A 22,288-nucleotide genomic window follows, 5' to 3' on the forward strand; every position below is an offset into this window, starting at 1 on the left:
TATGGGGCATTGGGCATTGGTTATTTCTCCCCCTGCCTCCCCTGCTCCCTCATCCCCATGCCCGATGCCCAATTCCTCAACATATTGTTACAATACTTAACATGCTCATTCTCAGCGGTGGCCTTTTCCATGATTGTTAAGACACTTCCCCCTAATTCCGGATCGATTCAGGAGGACAGTCGCAACGGCAACAATAGCCAAGGCGAACTGCATATTACTGATGTAGTGCAAGAATTTGGTACACAAGACTTGGTAGTGCAATCACCAAGACTTTTAGCAGCCAGAAGGGATACTAAAACAGTCAAACCTGAGACGCTTTACGATCCTGTCGAGATCGCGGCGCATTACCAAAATAAACAGCTGCAAGTTCTGGGGCGGATTTTCGCAGTATTGAGACCAACACTCTCCTTAGCGTTTGGGATGTGGTCTGATAGCAAACGGGGAATTGTCGTCAAAAATGACCGCCGCCGAGCTGTTCAGCTACGAGAATTACTAACGCGACTAGGGCCTGCTTACATCAAAATTGGCCAAGCTTTGTCCACTAGACCGGATTTGGTTCCTCCCGTATATCTGGAAGAATTAACTAGGCTACAAGACCAATTACCACCTTTTCCCAACGAAATTGCTTACCAGTTTATTCAAGAAGAATTAGGCGCACCTCCTCAAGATGTTTACGCCGAACTCTCGCCCCACCCAATTGCTGCGGCTTCCTTGGGGCAAGTCTATAAAGGTAAGCTGAAAACTGGTGAAGAAGTAGCCATTAAAGTCCAGCGTCCAGACTTAAGAGAGCGGATTACGATTGATTTGTATATCTTGCGTAACCTCGCCGCTTGGGTACAGAAAAAGGTCAAACGGGTACGAAGTGACTTAGTTGGGATTCTCGATGAATTAGGCGATCGCATTTTTGAAGAAATGGATTACATCCATGAAGGCGAAAATGCCGAACGTTTTTTCGAGTTATATGGTCATATCCAAGACATCTACGTACCGAAAATTTACTGGGAATATACCAATCGTCGTGTGTTGACGATGGAGTGGATTAACGGCACCAAATTAACCCAGACAGAAGAAATTCGCGCCCAAGGTATAGATGCTCGTTATTTGATTGAAGTGGGTGTGCAATGTTCTCTACGCCAGCTACTAGAACACGGATTTTTCCACGCCGATCCCCACCCTGGTAATTTGTTAGCAACAACCGATGGTAAATTAGCTTATCTCGACTTTGGCATGATGAGCGAGATTAAACCACCCCAGCGCTATGGTTTAATTGAAGCGATCGTTCATGTCGTTAACCGCGACTTTGAAGGCTTAGCAAAAGACTACGTTAAATTAGAATTCTTATCACCAGAAACAGATTTAACACCGATTATTCCAGCTTTTGCCAGAGTATTTGCTGATGCCCAAGGAGCCACTGTTGCTGAACTCAACATTAAAAGCATCACCGATGAATTATCGGCTTTGATGTATGAATATCCTTTCCGTGTACCAGCCTATTACGCCTTAATTATTCGCTCGTTGGTGACGTTGGAAGGTATTGCAATATTTATAGATCCGAATTTTAAAGTTCTCAGCGAAGCTTATCCTTACGTTTCTAAACGCCTCTTAACAGACCCAGCACCACAATTAAGAGCATCATTGCAAGATTTGTTATTTAAAGATGGCAGATTTCGCTGGAATCGCTTAGAAAACTTGTTAAAAAATGCACGTAACAGTCAAGATTACGACTTTAATTTAGTGCTGAATCAGGGGATAGAATTTCTATCATCTGAACGCGGCGCTTTCATTCGTGACAAGTTGGTGGATGAATCTGTTAATGGACTTGATGCTTTAGGTAAAAATGTTTTGCATAACTTTACCTATTTACTAAGAGAGCGGGTAGGGTTGACAGCAGTTAATGAAACTCCAGCTGCGACAGTTGAACAACAACAAACTTTGGAGCATATCAAACGAATTTTAAATATTCTCCGAGAAACACGAGGCTTTGACCCAATGCAACTTGCGCCTCAAATTGCTCAGTTATTGGTAAATCCAGGTGTACAGCGTTTAGGTCAACAAGTGGCCAGCCGCTTCACGCAAAAGGCTTTAGCCAGGATAATTCGGGAATTGTTGGCGTCGTAAGTTTTGTTAACGAAGCGATCGCAAAAAGCTACGAGTATTGCAGTCCAGCATGAGTGAAACCGTTTACATCGAAACCAGTATCTTAGAATACCTGACAGCTAGATCAACCAAAAATCTGATCCTTGCTGGCAACATTGAAGTGACAAGGGATTGGTGGGAATTGCGTCGAAGTGCATTTACTCTGTATATCTCACAGGTCGTTTTGAGTGAAGCTGCACAGGGCGATGCAGAAATAGCTGCTGTGCGGCTTAGGGCTGTGCATGGTTTGCCATTACTTGAAGTAACAGAAGCGGTAGAGGATTTGGCAGCACAATTCATGATGCGTAGCAACCTTCCCCCCAAAGCTTCTGATGATGCGGTTCATATTGCGCTGGCTACAGTCAACGGTCTCAATTACCTGCCAACCTGGAATTGTAAGCACATTGCAAATGCTCAGATCCAAAGAAAACTGCTGGAAATTTGCTCTGATTTTGGATACACGCTGCCAATAATTTGTACACCTTATGAGTGGGAGCAACGCGAAAAAGTGAGATCATCGTCAAAAGAGCAGGGGGAGCAGGGGGAGTAAAGAGAAAATCTCAGTATTTTTTGCTACTAAATATATAATAAATACACTTAATTTCTTTCTCTCCCCCTGCCTCCCCTGCCTCCCCTGCTTACCCATCTCACAAAATCGCGTTGCTCCCCTTATGAGTTGATGGGAGAGTAAACTATGTGGCAGGATGAAATTTTAGAAGAACTCCATCGAATTCGAGAAGAACACGCAAAAACCTTCAACTATGACATAAGGGCGATCTGTAAAGATTGGCAAAGAAAACAGGCGCAAAGTGGAAAGCAGTTTGTCACCCTAACTTCTGGGCGGCCGTCTAACAATGTGGTTCAGCGGACGGAACAAAAATAGTAGTTGATATCCAAGGGTTATCTGCCGCCGTTGACCTTCACTGTAAACATCAGATTATTTGCGGGAAACTTCTCTAACTACGTTGAGGAAGTTAGATAAGACTTTCGATTCATTATCTCGCCGCCAAGCGATCGCCATTTTAAATATAGGCAATTGTCCTTGGATTTTTCGATAAACAACAGCTGTACGTTGAAGATTCATGACATTAGCAGGTAGCAGTGTCACGCCAATTTCACCTGCAACCAACCCCAGAATAGTTGTCATCCATGCGGCTTCCTGTACCACCTTGGGTTGAAATCCTGCTGACAAACAAGCCGTGCGAATGAGTGTGTGTAATGCTGGTACTTTCTCATAGCAAGGAAGTACGAATGGTTCAGCCTTAAAGTCTTGAAGTTGAACTTGTGGGTAATGGCTTAGGGGATGTTCCTTGGGAAGTACCATTACCAAAGGCTCTTGGTTGACAACTTCGTAAGTGAGAAAATGGCGATCGTCTACATCTTGGAGATTAAACAAATTTTCAAAATCCACATCTAGTGTGCGGTCTTGAAGTCTCTGGCGACTATCTTCAAACAAAAGTTCTTGTAATACTAAATCTACATACGGGTATTTCTGACGAAAAACGCGCAGGATATTTGGCAGCAAGCTGTTAGAAATTGAAGTGCTAATACCGATAATTAACCGTCCAATCTCCCCCTGACTTGCTTGTTTTGCAGATATCTGAATTCGCTCGACTTGTTCGAGGAGGTGTTGTGCTTCTTGGAGAAAAACCTTGCCGTATGGTGTGAGTTCCAAGCGAGGTTTACGTAAAAACAGTTCTATGCCTAATTCTTCTTCTAGTTGTTTAATTTGCTTGCTGAGGTATGGCTGAGGAATATGCAGCTGTTCTGCGGCTCGACTGATATTGATATCTTTTTGTCCAGCGTCATTCTTGAGTGTAGCTAAAAAAACAAAACGTTCTAGACGTTCCAGATTCATAGTATACCAAATGTAATATACTTAATTAAGTATATTACAATAACAGATATACTAATTTAGTTATAGTGATTGACCGACAAAAGTTTTATGCTTTTTGGGTTTGCAGACGCTAAATTTAACCTACAATTATTTTTCTGACTATTCTATTGGCGATCGCACATCCTTTTAAATGCCGCTGACAATCAGGAGATAAATAAGGGTGCATTAGAACGCAGCCCAACGCACTACTGGTGTGGTAAGACTAAAATAGTGCATTAGCTTTACTCTTGTGGGATGGGCGTCTCGCCCGTCCCAATTGGCTCTCGTGTCGCCCGCCCCACAAGAAAATTTATTGCACCATTTTAGCCTTGTCACGCTACTACTATTATCATATCTATTTAGATATACTACAATACGTATTTTGATAATTGAGCTATACCTTCTAACCTCCTAAGATTAATTCCATAAATCATTAGGAGATAAAAACTTGATTACAAATCAAATACCTCCAATTCAACGAGTTTTACTTGTCGGCGGAACTCATGGGAATGAGTTCACTGGTGCCTATATCATCAAAAAACTGGAACAGCATCCCAATCTTGTGCATCGTGAGAACTTTGAAACTGTAACTTTGCTGGCAAATCCTAAAGCATTTGCAGCAGTGCGTCGATATATTGATAAAGACCTTAATCGTTGTTTTCGACAAGTAGATCTGCAAGATTTGACGCGTTCTAGTTACGAAGATATTCGAGCTAGAGAAATCAATAATTTATTTGGTGCAAATGGCAAAACTCCAGTTGATGTGATTGTAGATATCCATAGCACTACTGCAAATATGGGCTTAACTGTAATTACCCATGAGCATCCTTTCAACCTGCAATTAGTTACCTATCTTCAGAGCCTAAATCCATTAGTCAAGGTTTATATTCTACCGAAATCGCAAGAATCTTCTAGTTTACCTTCAATTTGTGAATTAGGCTGCACGATTGAGGTGGGAGCAATAGCTCAAGGGATTTTGCAAGCCGAGCGCTTTGAGGAAACTGAAGCGTTAATTGGTAATATTTTGAATTATTTCGAGTTGTACAATCGGGGAGAAATTCCATTATTTGATAATCAACTCACCTGTTATCGGCATAGTGGAACAATTGATTATCCCAGAAATGAATCTGGTGAAATTCAAGCGATGATTCATCCGAAAATTCAGTTTCAAGACTATCAAGCACTGAGTCCTGGCGAACCAATATTTTTAACATTTGCAGGAGAAGCGATCGTCTATGAAGGAACTTCAACAATCTATCCAGTTTTTATTAACGAAGCGGCTTACTACGAAAAGGGAATTGCTATGTGCATAACTCAACCGCAGCAGGTAATAGTTTAAAACGTTGAAATAATTTTGGATTTGAGATTTATTCCGCAAATAAATTCGGTGGCAACTCTAACAAACGCTGTCAGAAAAGAATTTTTTAATTTTGGGATTATCAATCTTCAATCCAAAATCCAAAATTTAAAATCTAAAATTCAATGATTGATTTTACGGAGTAATTATGTCTGAGAAAGCATCTGGTTGTCTTGGTTGTTTAGGCAGTTTGGTTATCTTGACCTTTATTGGCTCAATCTTCTTTGGCGGAGGAGTTTTAATGCGCGTTGGTGGGTTTAGTTTTGTGTTAGGTCGAAATCCAATCGATCGCCAACAAATTATCAATAACTACTTCACTGATTTGGAGTATAGCAAGAAAATCGCTGAGTCATCTGTGCAAAAATTTCATACCCAACTAGAACAAGGTAAATGTCAAGATATTTATGACCAAGCAAACGAGTTGTTTAAGAAAAGTCTCAGTCAGTCAGAAATGGTCAGTATTTGTGCAAAATTAAAACAGGAAATTGGAACTGTCAACTCGGCTCAAATAACTGATTGGTGGGGACAACCTACTGACAAGGACTCTGAAAATTACATTCTCCTTCGCTACATAACAGTATTTTCTAAATCATCTGTTCGTGAAACTTTTATTTGGTTGATCAAGGATGATAAACCAGAACTTGTAAAATTTGAAATCAACCCTCAAGTAAGTAATCCCGAATTGCAAATTAACCCTCACGTAAGTAATAGCGTTTCGTTTTAATACCAATTCTGTATGAAGATGCGCCTATATACAAGGAACGAACCGCAAAGGACGCAAAGAAAGAAACAAATAAGAAGTAAAGAAAATTCGGCGCACCCTCACAAATAAATGGTATAGCAGTTCTAAATCATTCGTGAAAAGTTAGATATCCGACTTCTTTGAGAAGTCGGGGAGTTGGACAACGCAAATTTTCACAAATCATATAGTATTGCTATATAGGACTCATATTTGATTTTTGAACAAAACTCAGTACACCTTTATTCCTCCTTCCCAGTCCCCAGTCCCCAATCCCCAGTCCCTTACCTCTACGAGTCATTCAGAAATCAAATCGGATTGCTATATGAGATTTCTGTTAATGGGCACACATGAGTATGAAAAAATCATTTTTAGCCTCTTATTCCTCATCTTTGTGATAACCATTCTTATCACGTTTGAGGCTTTCTTCTAAAGCTTGAATTTGTTCGCGTCTAGCTTCCAATTCCAGAGAACGCCGGGCTAAGTCTTGGTTTTGCAATGTTAAGGATTGTCGCCAATGTTCTGCTCGTTCGGCTTCGTGCTGCAAGAATTCTGGTGTAATGCCCGTGGTGAGGTAAGTTTGTACTAAATGCAGTACCCAATCGGTGGCTTCTTCTACTCTTTCAATGTTGCCTGTGGGGGAAAGTTCGACTAAAACAAGCAAGTTCTCACTCATGGAATTTCCCTTTCCCAGTAGAATTAAAGCCTCTTCTGGAATTATCGCCCACAAATTATCAGCTTCCTGACGCGCTAATAAGCGTAACTGGTGCTGGTCTAAAAAATCGTTTTTACGCACCTGGGCTAGGTATAGCATGAGAGTTACTCCGCTTCAATTAAAAATTCAAAATTCAAAATTTAAAAAATTATTTTTAATCAAAAAATAAACGTAAACATTGATAAGCAATTCAAAAGTCAAAAGAATTCAATTTAGCTACATAAGTTGTACTTTCAAAAAATCTGGAACAGCTTATTTGCAGGTGGGTAATAGGTTATTGCGAATTAATCACTCTCCCATTACCCATTACAGCATTACAGCATTACAGTTATCCTAAACCACGCAGGCGTTCCCGCAGAATTTCTGCTTGTTTTTCGGCTTCTGCTAAGGCATCTCTCGCTCCTTGAACCACGTCTGGTCTAGCTTTATCGACAAAATTCGGATTGTTTAATCTGGCATTCAAAGATTGAATTTCCGCTTCGACTTTGGTGAGGCTTTTCTCTAGTTTGGCACGCACAACCTCAATATCGACTACGCCACTGAGGGGAATTAGTACTTGTATTGTACCTATCACACCAGCAATCGCATTTTCCGCGTCTTGTGCCTGTTGTGATTCTGTCCCTTGGAAAAACTGTCTCCATAGCTTTTGTCTAGCTTCAGAAGTCAGTAAATTTTGGCTAAGAAACCAAGCTGTGTAAAGAAAACCAACCATTTCAAAGAAACTTCCGATGATGGCAGTTTTATAAATCGCATCCCCCACAGCTAAGCCTAATCTAGCAAAGACAATCGCCAAAATAGTTAAGCCAATTATTTTCAAGCCGTTCTGAGGTTTTTGAGCAGCAACAGTTTGGCTTTTTTGCTTATCAGTAATAATTAAAGTCTCAACCTTCGCCAAATCTTTAATGTAAACCTGTCCAGCGGTGAGGATTTGTCTTTCTTTTTCACTTTCAGTTTGTAAATTAGCTGTCACCTTCACCCCTGGTTTGACATCAGCTTCAGCACGCAAGTTCCGAATTGTGCGGATAGTATCAATTAGCAATTCAAACTCTTCTTCTAAAGCTAAATCTATCAGATTTGCATCTACCTGGGGATAGAGTTGTAAAGCTAGAGTTTGGGGGGAATCTGTTGGTTGTTGGGTGAGAGATTGCCAAATTTCCTCAGTAATATGAGGCATAAAGGGATGAAGTAGTTTTAAAATCCCTTCCAGTACGTAGGCGAGGGTTTGTTGCGCTACTCTTCGGGATGCGGGATCTGCATCTGGCTGGAGGCGAGATTTCACCAATTCAATATATTGATCGCAGAAATCACCCCAAATGAACTCGTACAATCCCTTTGCTGCTTCCCCTAGTCCGTAATTATCAATGTAATTGCTAGTTTGTTTGACAACTTGATTATAACGGGAAAGAATCCAGCGATCGCTCAATTCTAGGGATTGGGGATTAGGGATTGGGGATTGGGAAGAGTCTTTCCCAGTCACCAATGCATCCAAGTTCATCATCACAAACCGCGCTGCATTCCACAACTTGTTTGCAAAGTTGCGGGACGCTTCTACAGATGGTGATTCATCCTTTTTGCGATCGTACTCCAAGCGGATATCTTGTCCCGCCCCCGCCACTTCCCTAATTAGGGTATAGCGCAGGGCATCAGTACCATATTTGTCAATTAATAACAGCGGGTCAATCCCATTACCTTTGGTCTTTGACATCTTCTGACCTTTTTCATCCAGCACTAAGCCGTGGATGTAAACGGTTTGGAAAGGCATTTTCCCAGTAAAATGCCCACCCATCATTGTCATTCTGGCTACCCAGAAGAAGATGATGTCAAAGCCTGTCACCAAAGTAGTGGTAGGGTAGTAAGTCGTTAAATCCTGAGTTTGTTCCGGCCAACCCAAAGTTGAAAATGGCCAGAGTCCAGAAGAAAACCAAGTATCTAACACATCCGCGTCTTGTTCTAACTTGACATTTTCGCCAAATTGCGCTTTAGCTTTCTCCCAAGCTTCTGCTTCCGATTTCGCCACCACAAAGGGCGTGTTATCCGTAACTTGCCCATCGGTTTCACTGACAGCGTACCAAGCGGGGATTTGGTGCCCCCACCACAATTGACGAGAGATACACCAATCTTTGAGTTTGACTAGCCAATCACGATAAACCTTAGTCCAGCGTTGGGGGACAAACTCCGGCGAGTTTTGCTGGTCGAGGAATTCGAGAGTTTTGTCAGCCAGGGGGCGAATTTTGACAAACCACTGAGTTGAAAGTAGGGGTTCAATGGGTACTTTACCGCGATCGCTGTAGGGAACGGTATGTTTATAATCCTCAATCTTCACCAAAACGCCATCTGCTTCTAGGCGAGAAACCACATTTTTTCGAGCAACAAAGCGGTCTTGTCCTTGAAACTCCCCAGCATTGGCGTTGAGGGTGCCGTCTTTATTCATAATGTTGATTAACGGCAGATTGTGACGTTTACCCATGTCAAAATCGTTGAGGTCATGGGCGGGAGTCACCTTCACACAGCCTGTGCCGAAAGTGGGGTCAACGAATTCATCGCCAATGATGGGAATTTCTCGTTGTAGAATGGGCAGAGTGAGAGTTTTGCCAATGAGATGTTTGTAGCGATCGTCATTGGGATTAACTGCCACTGCTGTATCGCCGAGCATCGTTTCTGGTCGAGTCGTCGCCACTTCCACAAAACCAGAACCATCTGTCAGCGGATAGCGGAAGTGCCAGAGATTGCCATTAACCTCTTGATTTTCCACCTCCACGTCAGACACAGCCGACTGGGAAGCGGGACACCAGTTAACTAGATATTCACCACGATAAATTAAGCCTTCCTCGTAAAGGCGAGTAAATGCCTCAACAACAGCTTTGGATAAACCCTCATCCAGGGTAAACCTTTCTCGTGACCAGTCTGCCGAAACACCCAAGCGTCGCAATTGATTAACAATCGTTCCTTCAGACTCCGCCTTCCATTGCCAAGCGCGTTCTAAGAATTGTTCGCGCCCCAATTCATAGCGAGTCTTACCCTCAGTCTTGAGTTGCTTTTCCAGCATAGTATGGACAGCAATGCTGGCGTGGTCAGTTCCGGGTAACCACAGGGTGTTACGTCCCTGCATTCGGTGGTAGCGGACGAGGGTATCAATCAGGGCACTTTCAAAAGCGTGACCCATGTGCAAACTGCCGGTGACATTAGGCGGGGGAATGACGATGCAGTAGGGTTCACCGTTTTTGTTGGGGTCAGCTTTGTAAACTTGGTTATCTTCCCAGAATTTTTGCCACTTGGCTTCAGTGGAAAAGGGTTCGTAGAGACTGGGGAGATTGAGAATAGTTGCGGTCATGCGGGGCAAACTAACTATGGAAGGACTCTAATAAATTTTGCCACAGGGTTGGAGAGAGGGTTTGATGGAAACGAACCGCAAAGGGCGCAAAGTACGCAAAGGAAGAGGAGGAAGGTAAGATGAGACAACCAAGTTTTCAGGTAGAAAATCTAGCTTATAGGGTGATTGGGGCAGCGATTGAGGTACATCAGGTATTAGGGGCAGGGTTTTTAGAGGAGGTTTATCACAAGGCACTCAAAGAAGAATTTTTAATTCGCGGAATACCCCATAATTTTGAGCATCCGGTAAAAGTACGCTACAAAGGTCGTCCAGTAGGTGAGGGCAAATTAGATTTTTTGGTTGGAGACTCTCTAATTATTGAATTGAAAGCTGTTCAAAACTTAACCCCCATTCATGAAGCCCAAGTCATCTCATACCTTAAAATGACTCATTACCCCCTAGCTCTCCTTATCAACTTTAACGTTCCCCTCCTCAAAGACGGCATCAAACGCATCATCCTTTCTTCTTAATCTTCTCTTCTTCATCTTCTTTGCGCCCTTTGCGCCCTTTGCGGTTCGTTCCCCAAACCCATGAAACACCAAACAACCTCCCCCTGGACATTCATTCCCACCCTATATTTCACCTCCGGCATACCTTACGTCATCATCAACACAGTTTCCGTCATCTTTTACAAAAAACTCGGAATAGATAACGCTCAAATTGCCTTATGGACAAGCTTTCTCTATCTACCTTGGGTCATCAAAATGTTTTGGGGACCAATTGTCGATATTTACTCCACCAAACGCAAATGGATAATTTACACCCAATTAGCCATGTTCGCCTGTTTAGGTTTGGTAGCCTTTTGTTTACAACTACCAAACTTCTTCTTCATCTCCCTCACAGCATTAACAATAGGAGCCTTCATTTCTGCAACTTATGACATTGCCACAGATGGCTTTTATTTGCTAGTTTTATCTCCCGAACAACAAGCCTTTTTTGTCGGCATTCGTTCACTATTTTATAGACTTGCTGTTATCTTCGGTTCTGGAATATTAGTAGTCATCGCAGGTCAGCTTGAAGTCTCTCTTAACAATATCCCTCTCAGTTGGACTTTAGCTATTGGCTTCTCAGCTTTCATTTTAGCAATCTTGTTTATTTTTCATCGCCTAATTTTACCCGTACCCGAATCAGATAATCAACGACAGCCACAAATTATAAAAAATATACCTTTTTGGTCAATTATTAGTTCATATTTTTTGCAAAATAAAATTATCAACATTTTAGCTTTTATTTTACTCTACAGACTTGGTGAAGCAATGCTTGTCAAAATAGCCTCTTTATTTCTATTAGACAAACCAGAAGTAGGAGGCTTAGGTTTATCAACATCAGATGTCGGCTTAGCCTACGGAACATTTGGGGTAATCTCCCTGATTTTTGGAGGAATCTTAGGAGGCTTGCTAATTTCCAAATATGGATTAAAAAAATGTCTTTTGCCTATGGCTTTAGCATTGAACTTACCGGATATTTTTTATGTGTATATGGCTTACACAAAACCTTCACTAACATTAGTATATCCTTTGGTTTCCCTAGAACAATTCGGATATGGTTTCGGGTTTACAGCTTTTAGTGTTTACTTAATGTACATTTCACAAGGTGAATACAAAACTTCCCACTTTGCCATATCAACTGGCATTATGGCTTTAGGCATGATGTTACCCGGATTAATTAGCGGTTATCTGCAAAAAGCACTTGGCTATCCACTATTTTTTATTTTGATCTGTTTGCTCACAATTCCTGGAATGATTGCTCTGTTTTTTATACCGTTAAAAGAAGAATCGAAACTTACGAATAATTAACACTCTTAGATGTTATGCGTTATGTTTTGGGAATAGATGGCGGCGGTAGTAAGACTGTCTGTGTTTTGATGGATGATTCGCGTCAAGTGCTAGGACGCGGTGAAGCTGGAGCATCTAACTATCAGAGTATAGGTATTGAAGCTACTCTCAAATCAATTGAATGTGCAATTTACGCTGCGGTAAATGAAGCAATAAAAATCATAAATCCTATTACTATTGAAGCAATATGTCTGGGTTTGGCAGGTGTGGGGCGTGCATCAGATATCGAAGTAGTAAAAAAAATAGTGGTAGAGTTACAAAATAGCAAAGTTTTATCTATTAATTGGGCGTTAGACCCAGTAAATATTGTAATTTGTAATGACGCTTTGATTGCTTTAGTTGGTGGAATTGGTTATGATGTGGGAATTGTGGTTGCTGTAGGTACTGGTTCCATAGTTTTTGGGCGAAATCATCAGGGGAATATCAAGCGAGTTGGCGGCTGGGGCTACATTTTAGGAGATGAAGGTAGTGCTTATAAAATTGCTATTTCTGGAATGAATGCAGCATTAAAATCTTATGATGGACGGGAAATGCCAACGAGTTTGATAGAGGCTTTTAAACAGCATCTTAGTTTGCAAAGTATAGAAGATTTAATAGAAGTAATATATCGGCGAGAATGGGGAGTCAAACAGATAGCTGCTTTAGCACCAATTGTGGATTTAGCAGCAGCGTCAGGTGATGAAGTAGGGAATAATATAATTGATGATGCTGTTAAAGAGTTGGTAAAAGCTACATCTACAGTCATTGATGCAATTTTTAGTCCTGACTCAATTTTGGAAGTAGTCACAACGGGAAGTGTATGGCGGGGTAGATCCAAAATACATGAGAGATTTTCAGCATCTATTGTTAATAAATTTCCTAATATAAAAGTGATTTTTCCCAGATATGAATCTGCTGATGGTGCTAGTTTTTTGGCGCTACAGAGTTTAGTAAAATAATATGAAGTCCACTTAATTACTTATAATTCAAAATTCTCCGCCTCCCTGTGTCTGGGCGTTTTTACGTCAGCCCTAAGTATAAGTATTCAGTCGGACATGATATAGGACTATGATTTGATTTCTGAAAAAATCTAAGTAGTATCTAGGGTGTGTTATGGCATAGCCTAACTAACGCACCCGAACCTTTGTGTGGTGCGTTAGCCTTTGGCATAACGCAACGCCAGTCCGCTCAAGTCGGGAAACCATGTACAGCAGTTCCTCCTGGGGGAACCCCCAGACGCTCGCAGACTCGCTTGCCGCCGGCGCTATCGCCCTTGGCGTCTCCCCTTGGGAGAAGACCGGACTGCCGACGCTCCTACGTCGCTAACGCTGCGCGGCTGGCTCCCCTACGTGTATTTCAATAATCAAATATGAGTCCCAATACTGCGTAGGTTTTGGAATTTCTTGGTTGAGGCAAGCAATCTTTAGCAGGGGGAGAAATGGAGGCTGGCGTTGAGTTTTGCCTCCCCGGCTTCCCCTGCTTATCCGAGATTCGCTACTTTGAGGCTCACTCTTGCATTCCAGTATATAAAAGCCTTACAAATAAGCGGACACCATCATTTTTCTTGAGATTTGCATAAGACGGAGCTTCACAGTGACCAATTGCACGGAGATCTGACAACAGTTCTGGATGGAATTGGCAAGTAAAGGAGCGTCGAATTTTCTTGGTTTCAAAGTCTTTGTAGTTAATACAGGTAGCGGAACACTCTGTAACTATTTCACCGTCGATCGCAGTTGAACAGAGAATTTCAACGGCATCAGGCAGTTGTATTAGCCATGATAAAGGACTTCCAGCGATTATGTGTCGATAAGGAACAATAGCGTCATGAATACTTCGGTAAGCCCAGTTAGCAAATAGTATTGCCTCTTCGTTAACTTCATCTGAATGAAACATTGAAATTGATACTTCATGTTCATATTGAATTGTTGTGTCAATTACACCTTCATGGGTGTCAGCAGTAATATCATGAGCATGAATGATTTCCCAGGGAATACCTGAAACTTTGCCATCGGGGGACTGGTAAGGTAATAGGACGCGATCGCCAACTTCTTTTAATTCGTTGCGTGTCACTGCAAAATGATTGTCATTCCACCCAGAAGCAACCAAGCGTCCATCACGCTTTTTGACTTGAAGTGTTTCGCCCATAGTTGCAATGCGTTGCACAACCTCTTGCAGTGAGTTAAGTGCTTTCGCCTCCTTGTCACGTTCTAGAGATTTTGTACCCAAGACTTCTTTGACTGCTCGGTGAATCAACCGGATATGACATTCAGCAGCTAGTTGATGTCCTACACAAATGAAGATAGCAGGAGCGCTAACAGGCGATCGCGAGATCAGTAATTTTTCCACTAACGCAAACATATCTTCTCGTGGACAAACCGGACTAGTCCAAGTGGATGCATCATAGACCGAGGGATCGCCTCCTTCTATTACCACTGCATAACCCGAAGTAATTGCTGGAACAACTAATTCTGGATCGATAACTCCAGTTGACCAAGCAGGAAACAATATTGAGTCCATATCGGCAACTTTCTGAGCAATATAAGCAATGTTTTTGGAAGCCCGAACTTCTTCGCCAAGAGTATTAACGCCCACATGTTCCCACGGCTCAATAATAATCACCGAATTGCGTAATAAATTCGGATGCAACAACAGAAACTCCAAGTCTGCCCGAGAATTAATCACCTTTTCTAATGGCTTTCCATGTCCCCATTCAAAAATGTCATTAAGAGCAACAATTTCTTTTTCAGAAAATGGATCAATAGAGGTTCTATCTGCTAAAAAACGACCCAGTAAAATATGTGCAGATTCAAAATCTGTGTAGCCTTCATGTAAATAACGGGACTTAAACAAAACAGGAAAGGGAAAAAGAGTATAATGCTTAACTAGCATAGCTTTCACGTTAAAAAAAGCTCATGAAAGAAACTACCCCCGCAGCCATGCCTCCATGCTTTGAAAGATGGTGTCAGCGATTTGATGATGTGTTTACTCATAAGGCTCAAAAAAGAGAGTTTAGACACTATGTAGGGGGATTATTGGGTGAAAGTGAGAGAAAAAACTTATTTCAGATAGCAGAGAATGCTGTAGGGGTGACTTACCACCGATTACATCACTTTTTAACCGAAGCACCTTGGTCTAGTTCCCAAGTTAACGAACGGCGCTTAGAGATCATAAATAAATGTAGTCAGACAAGAATCAGTAGAGGTTTTAGCCTCATAATTGATGATTCTGGACATAGAAAAAGCGGTAATTTTACGGATGGAGTAGGAAGACAGTATATCGGAGAAATTGGCAAAACAGAGAATGGGATAGTAGTAGTAACAACACATTTATATGATGGACGAAAAAGCTTACCGTTAGATATAGAGCTATATCAGCACGCTGATTCATTACCTGAAGGGAAACAAGACTCAGAATTTGAGAAGAAACCGGAATTAGCAATTAAATTAATAGACCAGACTTTAAACCGTGGCTATCAGCCAGGAATAGTAATTGTAGATGCTGGCTACGGCAACAACACATCCTTTTTATTAAAGTTAGAAAATCGTCAATTAAAGTATTTAGGAGGATTAGCTAAAAATCGCAAAGTAATTCTCAATCTGGAAGATAATATTCAACAAACAATTAGGCTAGATGAATTAGCACAATGCCTACCTAAAGAGGCTTTTACAGAAACTAAACTCAACTTAGATAAAGCCAAAACATTATGGGTAGTAACTAAAGAAGTAGAAATAACAGGTCTAAGTGGAAAGCGAAATATTGCTATCGTCATGAACGCTGCGACTTTCACGGATGCCACTGATATTGACTATTTCATCACTAATTTTTCTTCATCAATTATTACACCACAATGGATAGTTGACACTTACAGTTCCAGAAATTGGGTAGAAGTTTTTTATCGAGAGGCTAAGGGTTGGTTAGGGCTAAAAGAATATCAAGTCCGAGATAAAAGAAGTCTACTTCGACATTTTATCTTAGTTTTTTGTGCATATACTTTTATTCTTTGGCATAAGTTGACTGGGGGATTAAGACGAAGGTGGGCTAACAAACCTTTGAATACTTTTACTGAAGCTTTAGAAGCGTTTAGAACAGCTATGTCTTATCGATTTTTTGATTGGTTGACTCTCAACCGTGACGTATTTGCTGCTTACAAAGCTAGTTTGGGCTTTATTTGGGCTTAATTTTTGTTTAAGTCCCGATAACCAGGAATTAATCGCCAGTCATTTGTAGTTTGAATTTTCTCGAAGTTCTGATCTGGATTCATTTTTACTCTCAGAATGGGAAATCAAAACTTATCTTCTCATGAGATTTCCGAGTCTGATAGTTACGTCTTTAAGAGCGATCGCCTCACCCAACCGTCGACTATAAATTGATACAGAGAGTAGGGAGTAATGTAGTTATATTTCTTCAAAAGCGCTGTAAAATAATTAGTAAAGGGGATAGATGACATTCGCTTACCGCAAAGCACCCATCCCCGAATAGCTGCCCAGATCATGAAACCTGGAATCCTATAGTCCGGTATCTAATAATCCCAGTATCGGCCGAGATATGTTGATTGTCACCCGGATAGATACTGATTTATCAGATATCTATCATGGGGCATAGGGCATTGATTATTTCTCCGTCACTCCCTCATCTCCCTCATCTCCCTCATCTCCCTCATCTCCCCCATCTCCCTCATCTCCCTCATCCCCGCGTCCCCCCATCGCCAACAATGCTGTGCCATAAGCAGCTTCGGTATATGTTGAGGCGATGACAGGCACTTTTAAATACCCCCCACGAATAGCAGTCCAAGTGTCATTTGCTGCGCCACCACCAGCAGTGTAAACACGAGTCAACTTGTCTGCTCCCATTTCTTGTAATAATTCATACCCTCTCGTTTCTATACGGGCAATACTTTCTAACAATCCATGTAGAAATTCTATTGGGTTATCTGGCCGTGGTTCCAATCGTGGGGGTAGATTGGGATCGTTAATCGGAAAGCGATCGCCTGCTTTCAACAATGGATAATAATCTAACTCGCTGGCTTTTGATGCATCAATCTCACGGCTAAGGCTTGCTAATTCAGTGTTGGTAAAAAATTTCTGTAGCACTGCACCCCCAGTGTTAGAAGCACCTCCAGTCAACCACAATTTACCCAAGCGATGGCTATAAATTCCGTACCGCGCATCCTCTACACGGGTACGACTCAAAAGTTTTAGTACCAGCGTTGAACCCAGGGAAGTCACGGCTTCACCAGGTAATTTTGCCCCACTGGCAAGAAAAGCTGCAATACTATCAGTTGTCCCAGTACACACCAAACAATCACGCCGAAAACCAAACTTATCTGCAATTTCAGAACGTAATTCCGCCACGGGAGTACCAGGTGGTAAAACTCTGGGTAGTTGAATCGGTATTTGCAACTTTTGCAGCCATTCTGGGTATTTCAACTCTTCCACGTCATAACCCAGCTTTAAAGCGTTGTGGTAGTCGCTAATGCCTAAATACCCATGCAGCAGAAATCCTAGCCAATCTGCTTGATGCAGGAAATATCTAGCTTCAGCAAAAGAAGGTAATTGCTTCATCCAAATCAGTTTGCTAAGGCTAGAGGTGGCACTTAAGACGGTATGATTGGGGGGTGCTATGCTCCTCAAATCATCTAGCACAGATGATCCCCGCGCGTCGTTGTACAATAGCGGTGCGTCTATTGGCTTACCAGCAGCATCCACCAGCAAGACAGTGGAAGAAGTACCGTTAATGGCGATCGCCCCAATTTCTCGCCGCAATCCCTCAGGTATGTGTTCTAGCAGCGCAAACAAAGCCTCCTGCCAACAACTCGGCATCACCGCAACTGGTAAATCCTCAAAAGGATATCGAACCTCTGCCTGGATGCTAGCTTTCTCATCAATCACCACACCGCGTGCGCCAGATGTCCCGAAGTCGATACCCAAATACAAACCCATAGATTTATAAATTTTTTTAATGGATAATAACTAACGACTACTGATCGATAACTGCTTTTGTTGCATCTTGTAACAAGATCTTCCACGAATCTGGCAAAACAAGGAAAAGTAGTAAACGAACAGTTCAAAATCTATTCAAGTTAGGAGATTAAGAGCCATGCCTATCTTAGACACTCTGTACATCGCTCAAGTATCTTCCCTCTCAGATACTCAAGTGTACATCGCTCTAGTTGTGGCGCTGATTCCAGGAGTTCTAGCTTGGCGCTTAGCCACAGAACTTTACAAATAAGGCTACGATGTGACACAGTTGAAAAGCTAATAACCCTGGCATTACGGGGGTGCAATTTTCAAACGCTTACGGCTTTACGCCCTGAGTAGTTATGAAGCTCTGCACTTACGTAAGCCAGGTTATTTTTTAACTTGTGCAGCACTTGTAGCTATTTCCAAAAAATGAAGTAATATGACAGCTAAATCAAGCATTCAGGAGTTCTGAGTCTTGTTAGCTTTGTTCTCTACGAGAGGCTGTGCCCTAAGCGTAGCTATGCCGCACGCTTTACGGGGCTTTGAGCCAGTGCTGAGTAAGGTTAAAAAACCTGAGTGAGAAACTTATTACTTCTTCCTAACTACTCAGCACTGGCTCAACCCCCCGCTGCCGCTAACAGCAATTAGCACTTTTCATAGTGCTTCCCTTCACCAAGAGAGGTTATTTTTTAGGATCATGAACGCGATTCAACCTTCGAGACCACCGTCAGAACCGATACAAAAACGCCGGGTCATTCCCCGCCCAAAGCGGCATCTTCGTCAACGTTCTTACCAAGTGATGGCATTGGAAAGTACTGCCAAGATCGCTGTTAATCTTTTCATTACAGCCGCCGCCGCATCTGCCTTGGTACAACTTTTGCCTTATCACTGGTTACAGCAAGAAAAATTGCGAGAAATTCACACTGAAGTCAACTTGATGCAAGGACACGTCAACAATTTACAGGCAGAATTTAGCCGTAACTTTGATCCCCAGCAAGCTAAAAGTATTAGACAACAACAAGGATATCGATTCGATCCCAGCCAGCGTCGGGTGGTGCTGATGAATCAGGATGGGAGAGTAATTGAACAAACAGATTTATTACCCTAAGAGAAATATCGAATTTGGGATTATTCTGTTCCTTGTGATTTTGGCTACGTATAAACCGGGTGAAAATTTATATTATTACTAGTAAATAACAGCGTCCCTATACTCCAATTCCAAATTCAAAATGAAGAATTCATTTTTGGAATCTTGAATTTGCCAGAATGGCTCATCTACCAATTAGGACGCCCAGGAGATAGCAGCTCGTTAAGCCAATTTTCGAGTTGTAAACGCAAGCGATAACCAGTAACGTCCTTACTGTTGTTTACAGGAGGTAGTTGAGTAAGGGCACGACGATAATCCGCGATCGCACAATTCCAGTCACCCCAAAGATGATAAGTCCTGCCACGTTCAGCCCAAATGTGACCTTCGAGTTGACCGAAAAGCAGTGCTACCTCAAAATTCTCAATTGCCTCTTCGTATTGACCCAAATCGCGTAAAGTAATGCCTCGGTTAATCCACGCCCGGACGTAACGAGGATTCAAATTAATCGCTTCACCATAGTCAGTGAGTGCTGCTGCTAATTCCCCACAAGCAGCATAGTAATTTGCTCGATTGTTGTAAGCACTAGGCAAATACGGGTTTAGTTTGAGGGCGGTGTTATAGTCGCAAAAAGCTTTTTGCATTTCACCACTTTGGAAATAAATCAGCCCCCGGTTGTTGTAGTGAATCGCATTGTCAGGATGGCGGAAAATTAGTTGGCTTAAAAGTGCGATCGCTTCAGTATAATTTCCTTCTTGAGCCAACTTCAAAGCATAAGAGCGTAAGTAACTGTCCTCTAATTCACTGCGATCGCTTGTTCTCTGATCTTGATAATTATTGGTATTATTGATAACAAGTTTTTTATACTGATTACTTGGATGGTCACCGGAAGCTAAAAATGGGTGAATATTCATATATTTATTCCTAAAATGCCTGCTTTGTGAAATCAAATTCTAGTTTTTATTTACTAGTGTATTTACGAATATGTCTATTTTTAGAGTATTTAAGGTTACGTAAAAACCATCCTCAGAGAGAACTTAACTACTCACATAAGTGGAAATCTGCGCCTTAAATAAACCATTGCTCCTCAAACCTAATCATGGATACTTGATCCCTAAGGTGAATTCCAGAAATAGCCAAGATAAATTTCCCAGATCGTTATCGCTGCGGGATTGGGGACTGGGGATTGAAAAATTTGTTGTCAGTCTCCAGCACCACGCGACCAGTAAAAAATTAAAAATCCTGTATTTCTAAGCTTTTGAAACATTCGGAATGCTATTCTTATTCACCTATTTCCGCAAGGAGGCTCACACTGAACCCTTCGGGTTCAGTGTTGAGTTTTTACCAGATAAATCCTTGCTACAACACGACTATTTTGATGTAATATACTCATACGTGATTAGGTCGAAATCATGGAACAAGTATTGACGCTAGTTTGCAAACTCAACCCCTGTCAAAAACAAACAGAGGAAATTGAACTGGTACTCAAAGCCTTTGAGTCGGCGTGTAACTATGCCAATCAGAAAGTTAAGGCTCAGATAACTAGCAAGACCACTATTCAAAATATGGTCTATAACGAGATTCGCGTTTTGTTTGGTTTGAGTGCAAATTTAGCTGTTCGTGCTTGTGCCAGAGTTGGGGCTAATCGCAAAACTGCCAAGCTCAAAGATAAGCCAGTTAAAAAATTTAAGCCAACATCGGCTGATTATGATGCCAGGATTTTCTCATTTAGAGAGAAAGACTGGACTGTTAGTTTGACTTTGATGAATGGTAGAGAACACATCAAAATTGATGCTGGTAATTATCAAAGAGGTAAATTAAAAGGTAGAAAACCAACATCAGCACAGTTATGTAAACATCGTGATGGCAACTATTACATCCACATCCAAATCAAGGATGAACCACCAGCACCAATTAAATCTAATAACGTAATTGGCGTTGATTTTGGTCGTCGTGATATTGCTGTAACTAGTAATGGTGATAAGTGGGATGGAAAACAAATTAACGATGTTAGGGATAAGTTTTCCAGAGTGAGAACATCTCTCCAGAAAAAAGCCACGAAAGGCAAAAGGTCTACTCGCCGCAGGGCAAGACAGATTTTGAAACGGCTGTCGGGTAAGGAGAGAAGATTTCAACAATGGCTAAACCACAACATTAGCAAGTCCATAATTCAGGACGCATTAAAAAATAACGCAGCAGTAGCAATTGAAGACTTGTCCGGCATTCGTGAAAGAACCAATCAAAAGCCAAGAAACAAGACAGAACGTAGACGTTCAAACTCTTGGTCTTTTTATCAATTGCGTTCTTTTTTGGAATACAAAGGTGTTCAATTTGGGGTAGAAGTAATTGCTGTACCTCCGGCGTATACAAGCCTTACTTGCCACCAATGCGTACATATTGGACTGCGTTCTGACAAGCGTTTCAAATGTATGAATGAGACTTGTTCTTGGAGTGGTGACGCTGATTTTAATGGAGCAAAAAATATTGCTGCTATTGGGGCTGTATTTGTAAACCAGCCTAGAGGCTCGAACTGTTTGTGTTGTGAACTCAGCACAGACAGTTCAGGGCTGCTAAAAGCCTACACTGTATGCGTTGCATCAGTGTAGGTAGTTTACGTCGCAATCTACAACTCAACTAGTAACAGCGACAAATTCGTGGAATGCCAACAAGCTTGATTAGTTACGGGGCTGGCAACAAGTTTTCCAATCCCCAATCCCCAGTCCCCAATTCCCAATCCCCAATCCTTAATTTTTGAGAAATTTTCTGATGACAACCGCAATTTCTTATCCCAATGCCCCCGATCTCGCAACCGATGATTACATTGTTATCGGCTTGGCAACCTGCTTCATCAAGGAAGATGGAGAAGTTTATCAAATTGAAGTTATAGAACCGATTCCCTCTGCGGCTTTGGAAGCGCTGCTAAAGGGCATTCCTACCTCGTACAAGCTGGCTTATGCAACGACTTTGGGAGCTGTCCTCGATGGCGATTCACAATTTGTGCCAGATGGCTTTCCACAGTCGGCTCAGTTCGGTGAGGAGTTTATACCACGGGTGTTTGCAGCAGCTCGTACTTACAAGCGTCGTGAGTCTGCAAAATCCCTCATTCCCTTGGGTACAACGTACACTGAATTCAAGTATTCCGTTGACCGTAAGCGGGTGCTAAATGCTACTAGAGTTATTACTAAAGAAGATAACGTTAAGCAACATTCTCACACTCACAAAGTTCTTTAGGTAATT

General features: G+C 41.8%; 20 protein-coding genes. 14 read left to right on the forward strand and 6 right to left on the reverse strand.

Annotated elements, in window-relative coordinates:
- Nucleotides 1–129 precede the first annotated feature (129 nt).
- The 3 genes from IQ276_RS01145 (at nt 130) to IQ276_RS01155 (ending at nt 3,019) form a co-directional block, all read left to right on the forward strand.
- Complete coding sequence (locus IQ276_RS01145) at nt 130–2,118, forward strand: ABC1 kinase family protein (protein WP_193921409.1); 1,989 nt, start codon at nt 130–132, stop codon at nt 2,116–2,118.
- A gap of 49 nt (nt 2,119–2,167) precedes the next feature.
- Complete coding sequence (locus tag IQ276_RS01150) at nt 2,168–2,686, forward strand: type II toxin-antitoxin system VapC family toxin (RefSeq protein ID WP_193921410.1); 519 nt, start codon at nt 2,168–2,170, stop codon at nt 2,684–2,686.
- Between the two features lie 144 nt (nt 2,687–2,830).
- Entirely contained in the window at nt 2,831–3,019 is a 189-nt protein-coding gene (locus IQ276_RS01155; RefSeq protein ID WP_193921411.1) for a hypothetical protein, read from the forward strand.
- A 54-nt stretch (nt 3,020–3,073) separates the two neighbouring features.
- Here IQ276_RS01155 and IQ276_RS01160 read toward each other — a convergent pair whose 3' ends face one another.
- Entirely contained in the window at nt 3,074–3,994 is a 921-nt protein-coding gene (locus IQ276_RS01160) for a LysR family transcriptional regulator (protein ID WP_193921412.1), read from the reverse strand.
- A 481-nt stretch (nt 3,995–4,475) separates the two neighbouring features.
- Here IQ276_RS01160 and IQ276_RS01165 point away from each other — a divergent pair, with 481 nt between their 5' ends.
- Both IQ276_RS01165 and IQ276_RS01170 read left to right on the forward strand, forming a co-directional pair.
- Nucleotides 4,476–5,351 (forward strand): aspartoacylase, encoded by an 876-nt coding sequence (locus IQ276_RS01165; protein ID WP_193921416.1) that lies wholly within the window; start codon nt 4,476–4,478, stop codon nt 5,349–5,351.
- Between the two features lie 166 nt (nt 5,352–5,517).
- A complete protein-coding gene (locus IQ276_RS01170) occupies nt 5,518–6,093 on the forward strand; it encodes a DUF4019 domain-containing protein (RefSeq protein ID WP_193921414.1) in 576 nt (191 codons plus the stop codon).
- A 394-nt stretch (nt 6,094–6,487) separates the two neighbouring features.
- On the opposite strand, the gene IQ276_RS01175 is transcribed toward IQ276_RS01170, so the two are convergent.
- Nucleotides 6,488–6,922, reverse strand: coding sequence for an HmpF-related protein (locus IQ276_RS01175; RefSeq protein WP_193918829.1), 435 nt, complete (start codon nt 6,920–6,922; stop codon nt 6,488–6,490).
- A gap of 229 nt (nt 6,923–7,151) precedes the next feature.
- On the reverse strand, nt 7,152–10,154 hold the full coding sequence (locus IQ276_RS01180) for a valine--tRNA ligase (protein WP_235115336.1): 3,003 nt from the start codon (nt 10,152–10,154) through the stop codon (nt 7,152–7,154).
- Between the two features lie 119 nt (nt 10,155–10,273).
- Here IQ276_RS01180 and IQ276_RS01185 point away from each other — a divergent pair, with 119 nt between their 5' ends.
- The 4 genes from IQ276_RS01185 (at nt 10,274) to IQ276_RS01200 (ending at nt 13,370) form a co-directional block, all read left to right on the forward strand.
- Nucleotides 10,274–10,663, forward strand: coding sequence for a GxxExxY protein (locus IQ276_RS01185; RefSeq protein WP_193918819.1), 390 nt, complete (start codon nt 10,274–10,276; stop codon nt 10,661–10,663).
- Between the two features lie 60 nt (nt 10,664–10,723).
- Nucleotides 10,724–11,989: an MFS transporter gene (locus IQ276_RS01190; protein WP_193918817.1), complete on the forward strand. Its 1,266-nt coding sequence runs from the start codon at nt 10,724–10,726 to the stop codon at nt 11,987–11,989.
- Nucleotides 11,990–12,003: 14 nt separating this feature from the next.
- The gene (locus IQ276_RS01195; RefSeq protein WP_193918815.1) at nt 12,004–12,966 is read left to right on the forward strand and encodes an N-acetylglucosamine kinase; all 963 of its coding nucleotides are present in this window, start codon (nt 12,004–12,006) and stop codon (nt 12,964–12,966) included.
- A 149-nt stretch (nt 12,967–13,115) separates the two neighbouring features.
- Complete coding sequence (locus tag IQ276_RS01200; RefSeq protein WP_235115337.1) at nt 13,116–13,370, forward strand: hypothetical protein; 255 nt, start codon at nt 13,116–13,118, stop codon at nt 13,368–13,370.
- Between the two features lie 143 nt (nt 13,371–13,513).
- On the opposite strand, the gene IQ276_RS01205 is transcribed toward IQ276_RS01200, so the two are convergent.
- The gene (locus IQ276_RS01205) at nt 13,514–14,896 is read right to left on the reverse strand and encodes a hypothetical protein (RefSeq protein WP_193918813.1); all 1,383 of its coding nucleotides are present in this window, start codon (nt 14,894–14,896) and stop codon (nt 13,514–13,516) included.
- Between the two features lie 23 nt (nt 14,897–14,919).
- Between IQ276_RS01205 and IQ276_RS01210 the strand changes: the two genes are divergently transcribed.
- Complete coding sequence (locus IQ276_RS01210) at nt 14,920–16,185, forward strand: IS701 family transposase (RefSeq protein ID WP_193918811.1); 1,266 nt, start codon at nt 14,920–14,922, stop codon at nt 16,183–16,185.
- A 432-nt stretch (nt 16,186–16,617) separates the two neighbouring features.
- Here IQ276_RS01210 and IQ276_RS01215 read toward each other — a convergent pair whose 3' ends face one another.
- Entirely contained in the window at nt 16,618–17,946 is a 1,329-nt protein-coding gene (locus IQ276_RS01215) for an FGGY-family carbohydrate kinase (protein WP_235115338.1), read from the reverse strand.
- A gap of 157 nt (nt 17,947–18,103) precedes the next feature.
- Here IQ276_RS01215 and psaM point away from each other — a divergent pair, with 157 nt between their 5' ends.
- Together psaM and IQ276_RS01225 are read left to right on the forward strand one after the other, a co-directional pair.
- Nucleotides 18,104–18,235, forward strand: a complete 132-nt coding sequence (gene psaM, locus IQ276_RS01220) for a photosystem I reaction center subunit XII (protein ID WP_073641916.1) — start codon at nt 18,104–18,106, stop codon at nt 18,233–18,235.
- A gap of 429 nt (nt 18,236–18,664) precedes the next feature.
- Nucleotides 18,665–19,075 carry a slr1601 family putative cell division protein gene (locus IQ276_RS01225; protein WP_193922404.1) on the forward strand — a complete coding sequence of 137 codons (411 nt, stop codon included), beginning with the start codon at nt 18,665–18,667 and terminating at the stop codon, nt 19,073–19,075.
- 167 nt (nt 19,076–19,242) lie between these two features.
- Here the strand turns inward: IQ276_RS01225 and IQ276_RS01230 are convergent, their stop codons facing one another.
- A complete protein-coding gene (locus tag IQ276_RS01230; RefSeq protein ID WP_193922406.1) occupies nt 19,243–19,965 on the reverse strand; it encodes a tetratricopeptide repeat protein in 723 nt (240 codons plus the stop codon).
- A gap of 498 nt (nt 19,966–20,463) precedes the next feature.
- Between IQ276_RS01230 and IQ276_RS01235 the strand changes: the two genes are divergently transcribed.
- Entirely contained in the window at nt 20,464–21,657 is a 1,194-nt protein-coding gene (locus tag IQ276_RS01235; RefSeq protein ID WP_193922408.1) for an RNA-guided endonuclease InsQ/TnpB family protein, read from the forward strand.
- A 160-nt stretch (nt 21,658–21,817) separates the two neighbouring features.
- Nucleotides 21,818–22,282 carry a hypothetical protein gene (locus IQ276_RS01240; protein WP_190881912.1) on the forward strand — a complete coding sequence of 155 codons (465 nt, stop codon included), beginning with the start codon at nt 21,818–21,820 and terminating at the stop codon, nt 22,280–22,282.
- The last annotated feature ends 6 nt before the right edge of the window (nt 22,283–22,288 follow it).

The organism is Desmonostoc muscorum LEGE 12446 (genome assembly GCF_015207005.2).
Lineage (GTDB): Bacteria > Cyanobacteriota > Cyanobacteriia > Cyanobacteriales > Nostocaceae > Nostoc > Nostoc muscorum.

What these genes read in the sequence shown, in the direction of transcription:
- IQ276_RS01225 (WP_193922404.1), top strand. Translation starts at nt 18,665, where the DNA reads ATGAACGCGATTCAACCTTCGAGACCACCGTCAGAACCGATACAAAAA.
- IQ276_RS01240 (WP_190881912.1), top strand. Translation starts at nt 21,818, where the DNA reads ATGACAACCGCAATTTCTTATCCCAATGCCCCCGATCTCGCAACCGAT.
- IQ276_RS01215 (WP_235115338.1), bottom strand. Translation starts at nt 17,946, where the DNA reads ATGGGTTTGTATTTGGGTATCGACTTCGGGACATCTGGCGCACGCGGT.
- IQ276_RS01180 (WP_235115336.1), bottom strand. Translation starts at nt 10,154, where the DNA reads ATGACCGCAACTATTCTCAATCTCCCCAGTCTCTACGAACCCTTTTCC.
- IQ276_RS01235 (WP_193922408.1), top strand. Translation starts at nt 20,464, where the DNA reads ATGGAACAAGTATTGACGCTAGTTTGCAAACTCAACCCCTGTCAAAAA.
- IQ276_RS01190 (WP_193918817.1), top strand. Translation starts at nt 10,724, where the DNA reads ATGAAACACCAAACAACCTCCCCCTGGACATTCATTCCCACCCTATAT.
- IQ276_RS01175 (WP_193918829.1), bottom strand. Translation starts at nt 6,922, where the DNA reads ATGCTATACCTAGCCCAGGTGCGTAAAAACGATTTTTTAGACCAGCAC.
- IQ276_RS01195 (WP_193918815.1), top strand. Translation starts at nt 12,004, where the DNA reads ATGCGTTATGTTTTGGGAATAGATGGCGGCGGTAGTAAGACTGTCTGT.
- IQ276_RS01145 (WP_193921409.1), top strand. Translation starts at nt 130, where the DNA reads ATGATTGTTAAGACACTTCCCCCTAATTCCGGATCGATTCAGGAGGAC.
- IQ276_RS01150 (WP_193921410.1), top strand. Translation starts at nt 2,168, where the DNA reads ATGAGTGAAACCGTTTACATCGAAACCAGTATCTTAGAATACCTGACA.
- IQ276_RS01230 (WP_193922406.1), bottom strand. Translation starts at nt 19,965, where the DNA reads ATGAATATTCACCCATTTTTAGCTTCCGGTGACCATCCAAGTAATCAG.
- psaM (WP_073641916.1), top strand. Translation starts at nt 18,104, where the DNA reads ATGCCTATCTTAGACACTCTGTACATCGCTCAAGTATCTTCCCTCTCA.
- IQ276_RS01155 (WP_193921411.1), top strand. Translation starts at nt 2,831, where the DNA reads ATGTGGCAGGATGAAATTTTAGAAGAACTCCATCGAATTCGAGAAGAA.
- IQ276_RS01185 (WP_193918819.1), top strand. Translation starts at nt 10,274, where the DNA reads ATGAGACAACCAAGTTTTCAGGTAGAAAATCTAGCTTATAGGGTGATT.
- IQ276_RS01170 (WP_193921414.1), top strand. Translation starts at nt 5,518, where the DNA reads ATGTCTGAGAAAGCATCTGGTTGTCTTGGTTGTTTAGGCAGTTTGGTT.
- IQ276_RS01160 (WP_193921412.1), bottom strand. Translation starts at nt 3,994, where the DNA reads ATGAATCTGGAACGTCTAGAACGTTTTGTTTTTTTAGCTACACTCAAG.
- IQ276_RS01205 (WP_193918813.1), bottom strand. Translation starts at nt 14,896, where the DNA reads ATGCTAGTTAAGCATTATACTCTTTTTCCCTTTCCTGTTTTGTTTAAG.
- IQ276_RS01210 (WP_193918811.1), top strand. Translation starts at nt 14,920, where the DNA reads ATGAAAGAAACTACCCCCGCAGCCATGCCTCCATGCTTTGAAAGATGG.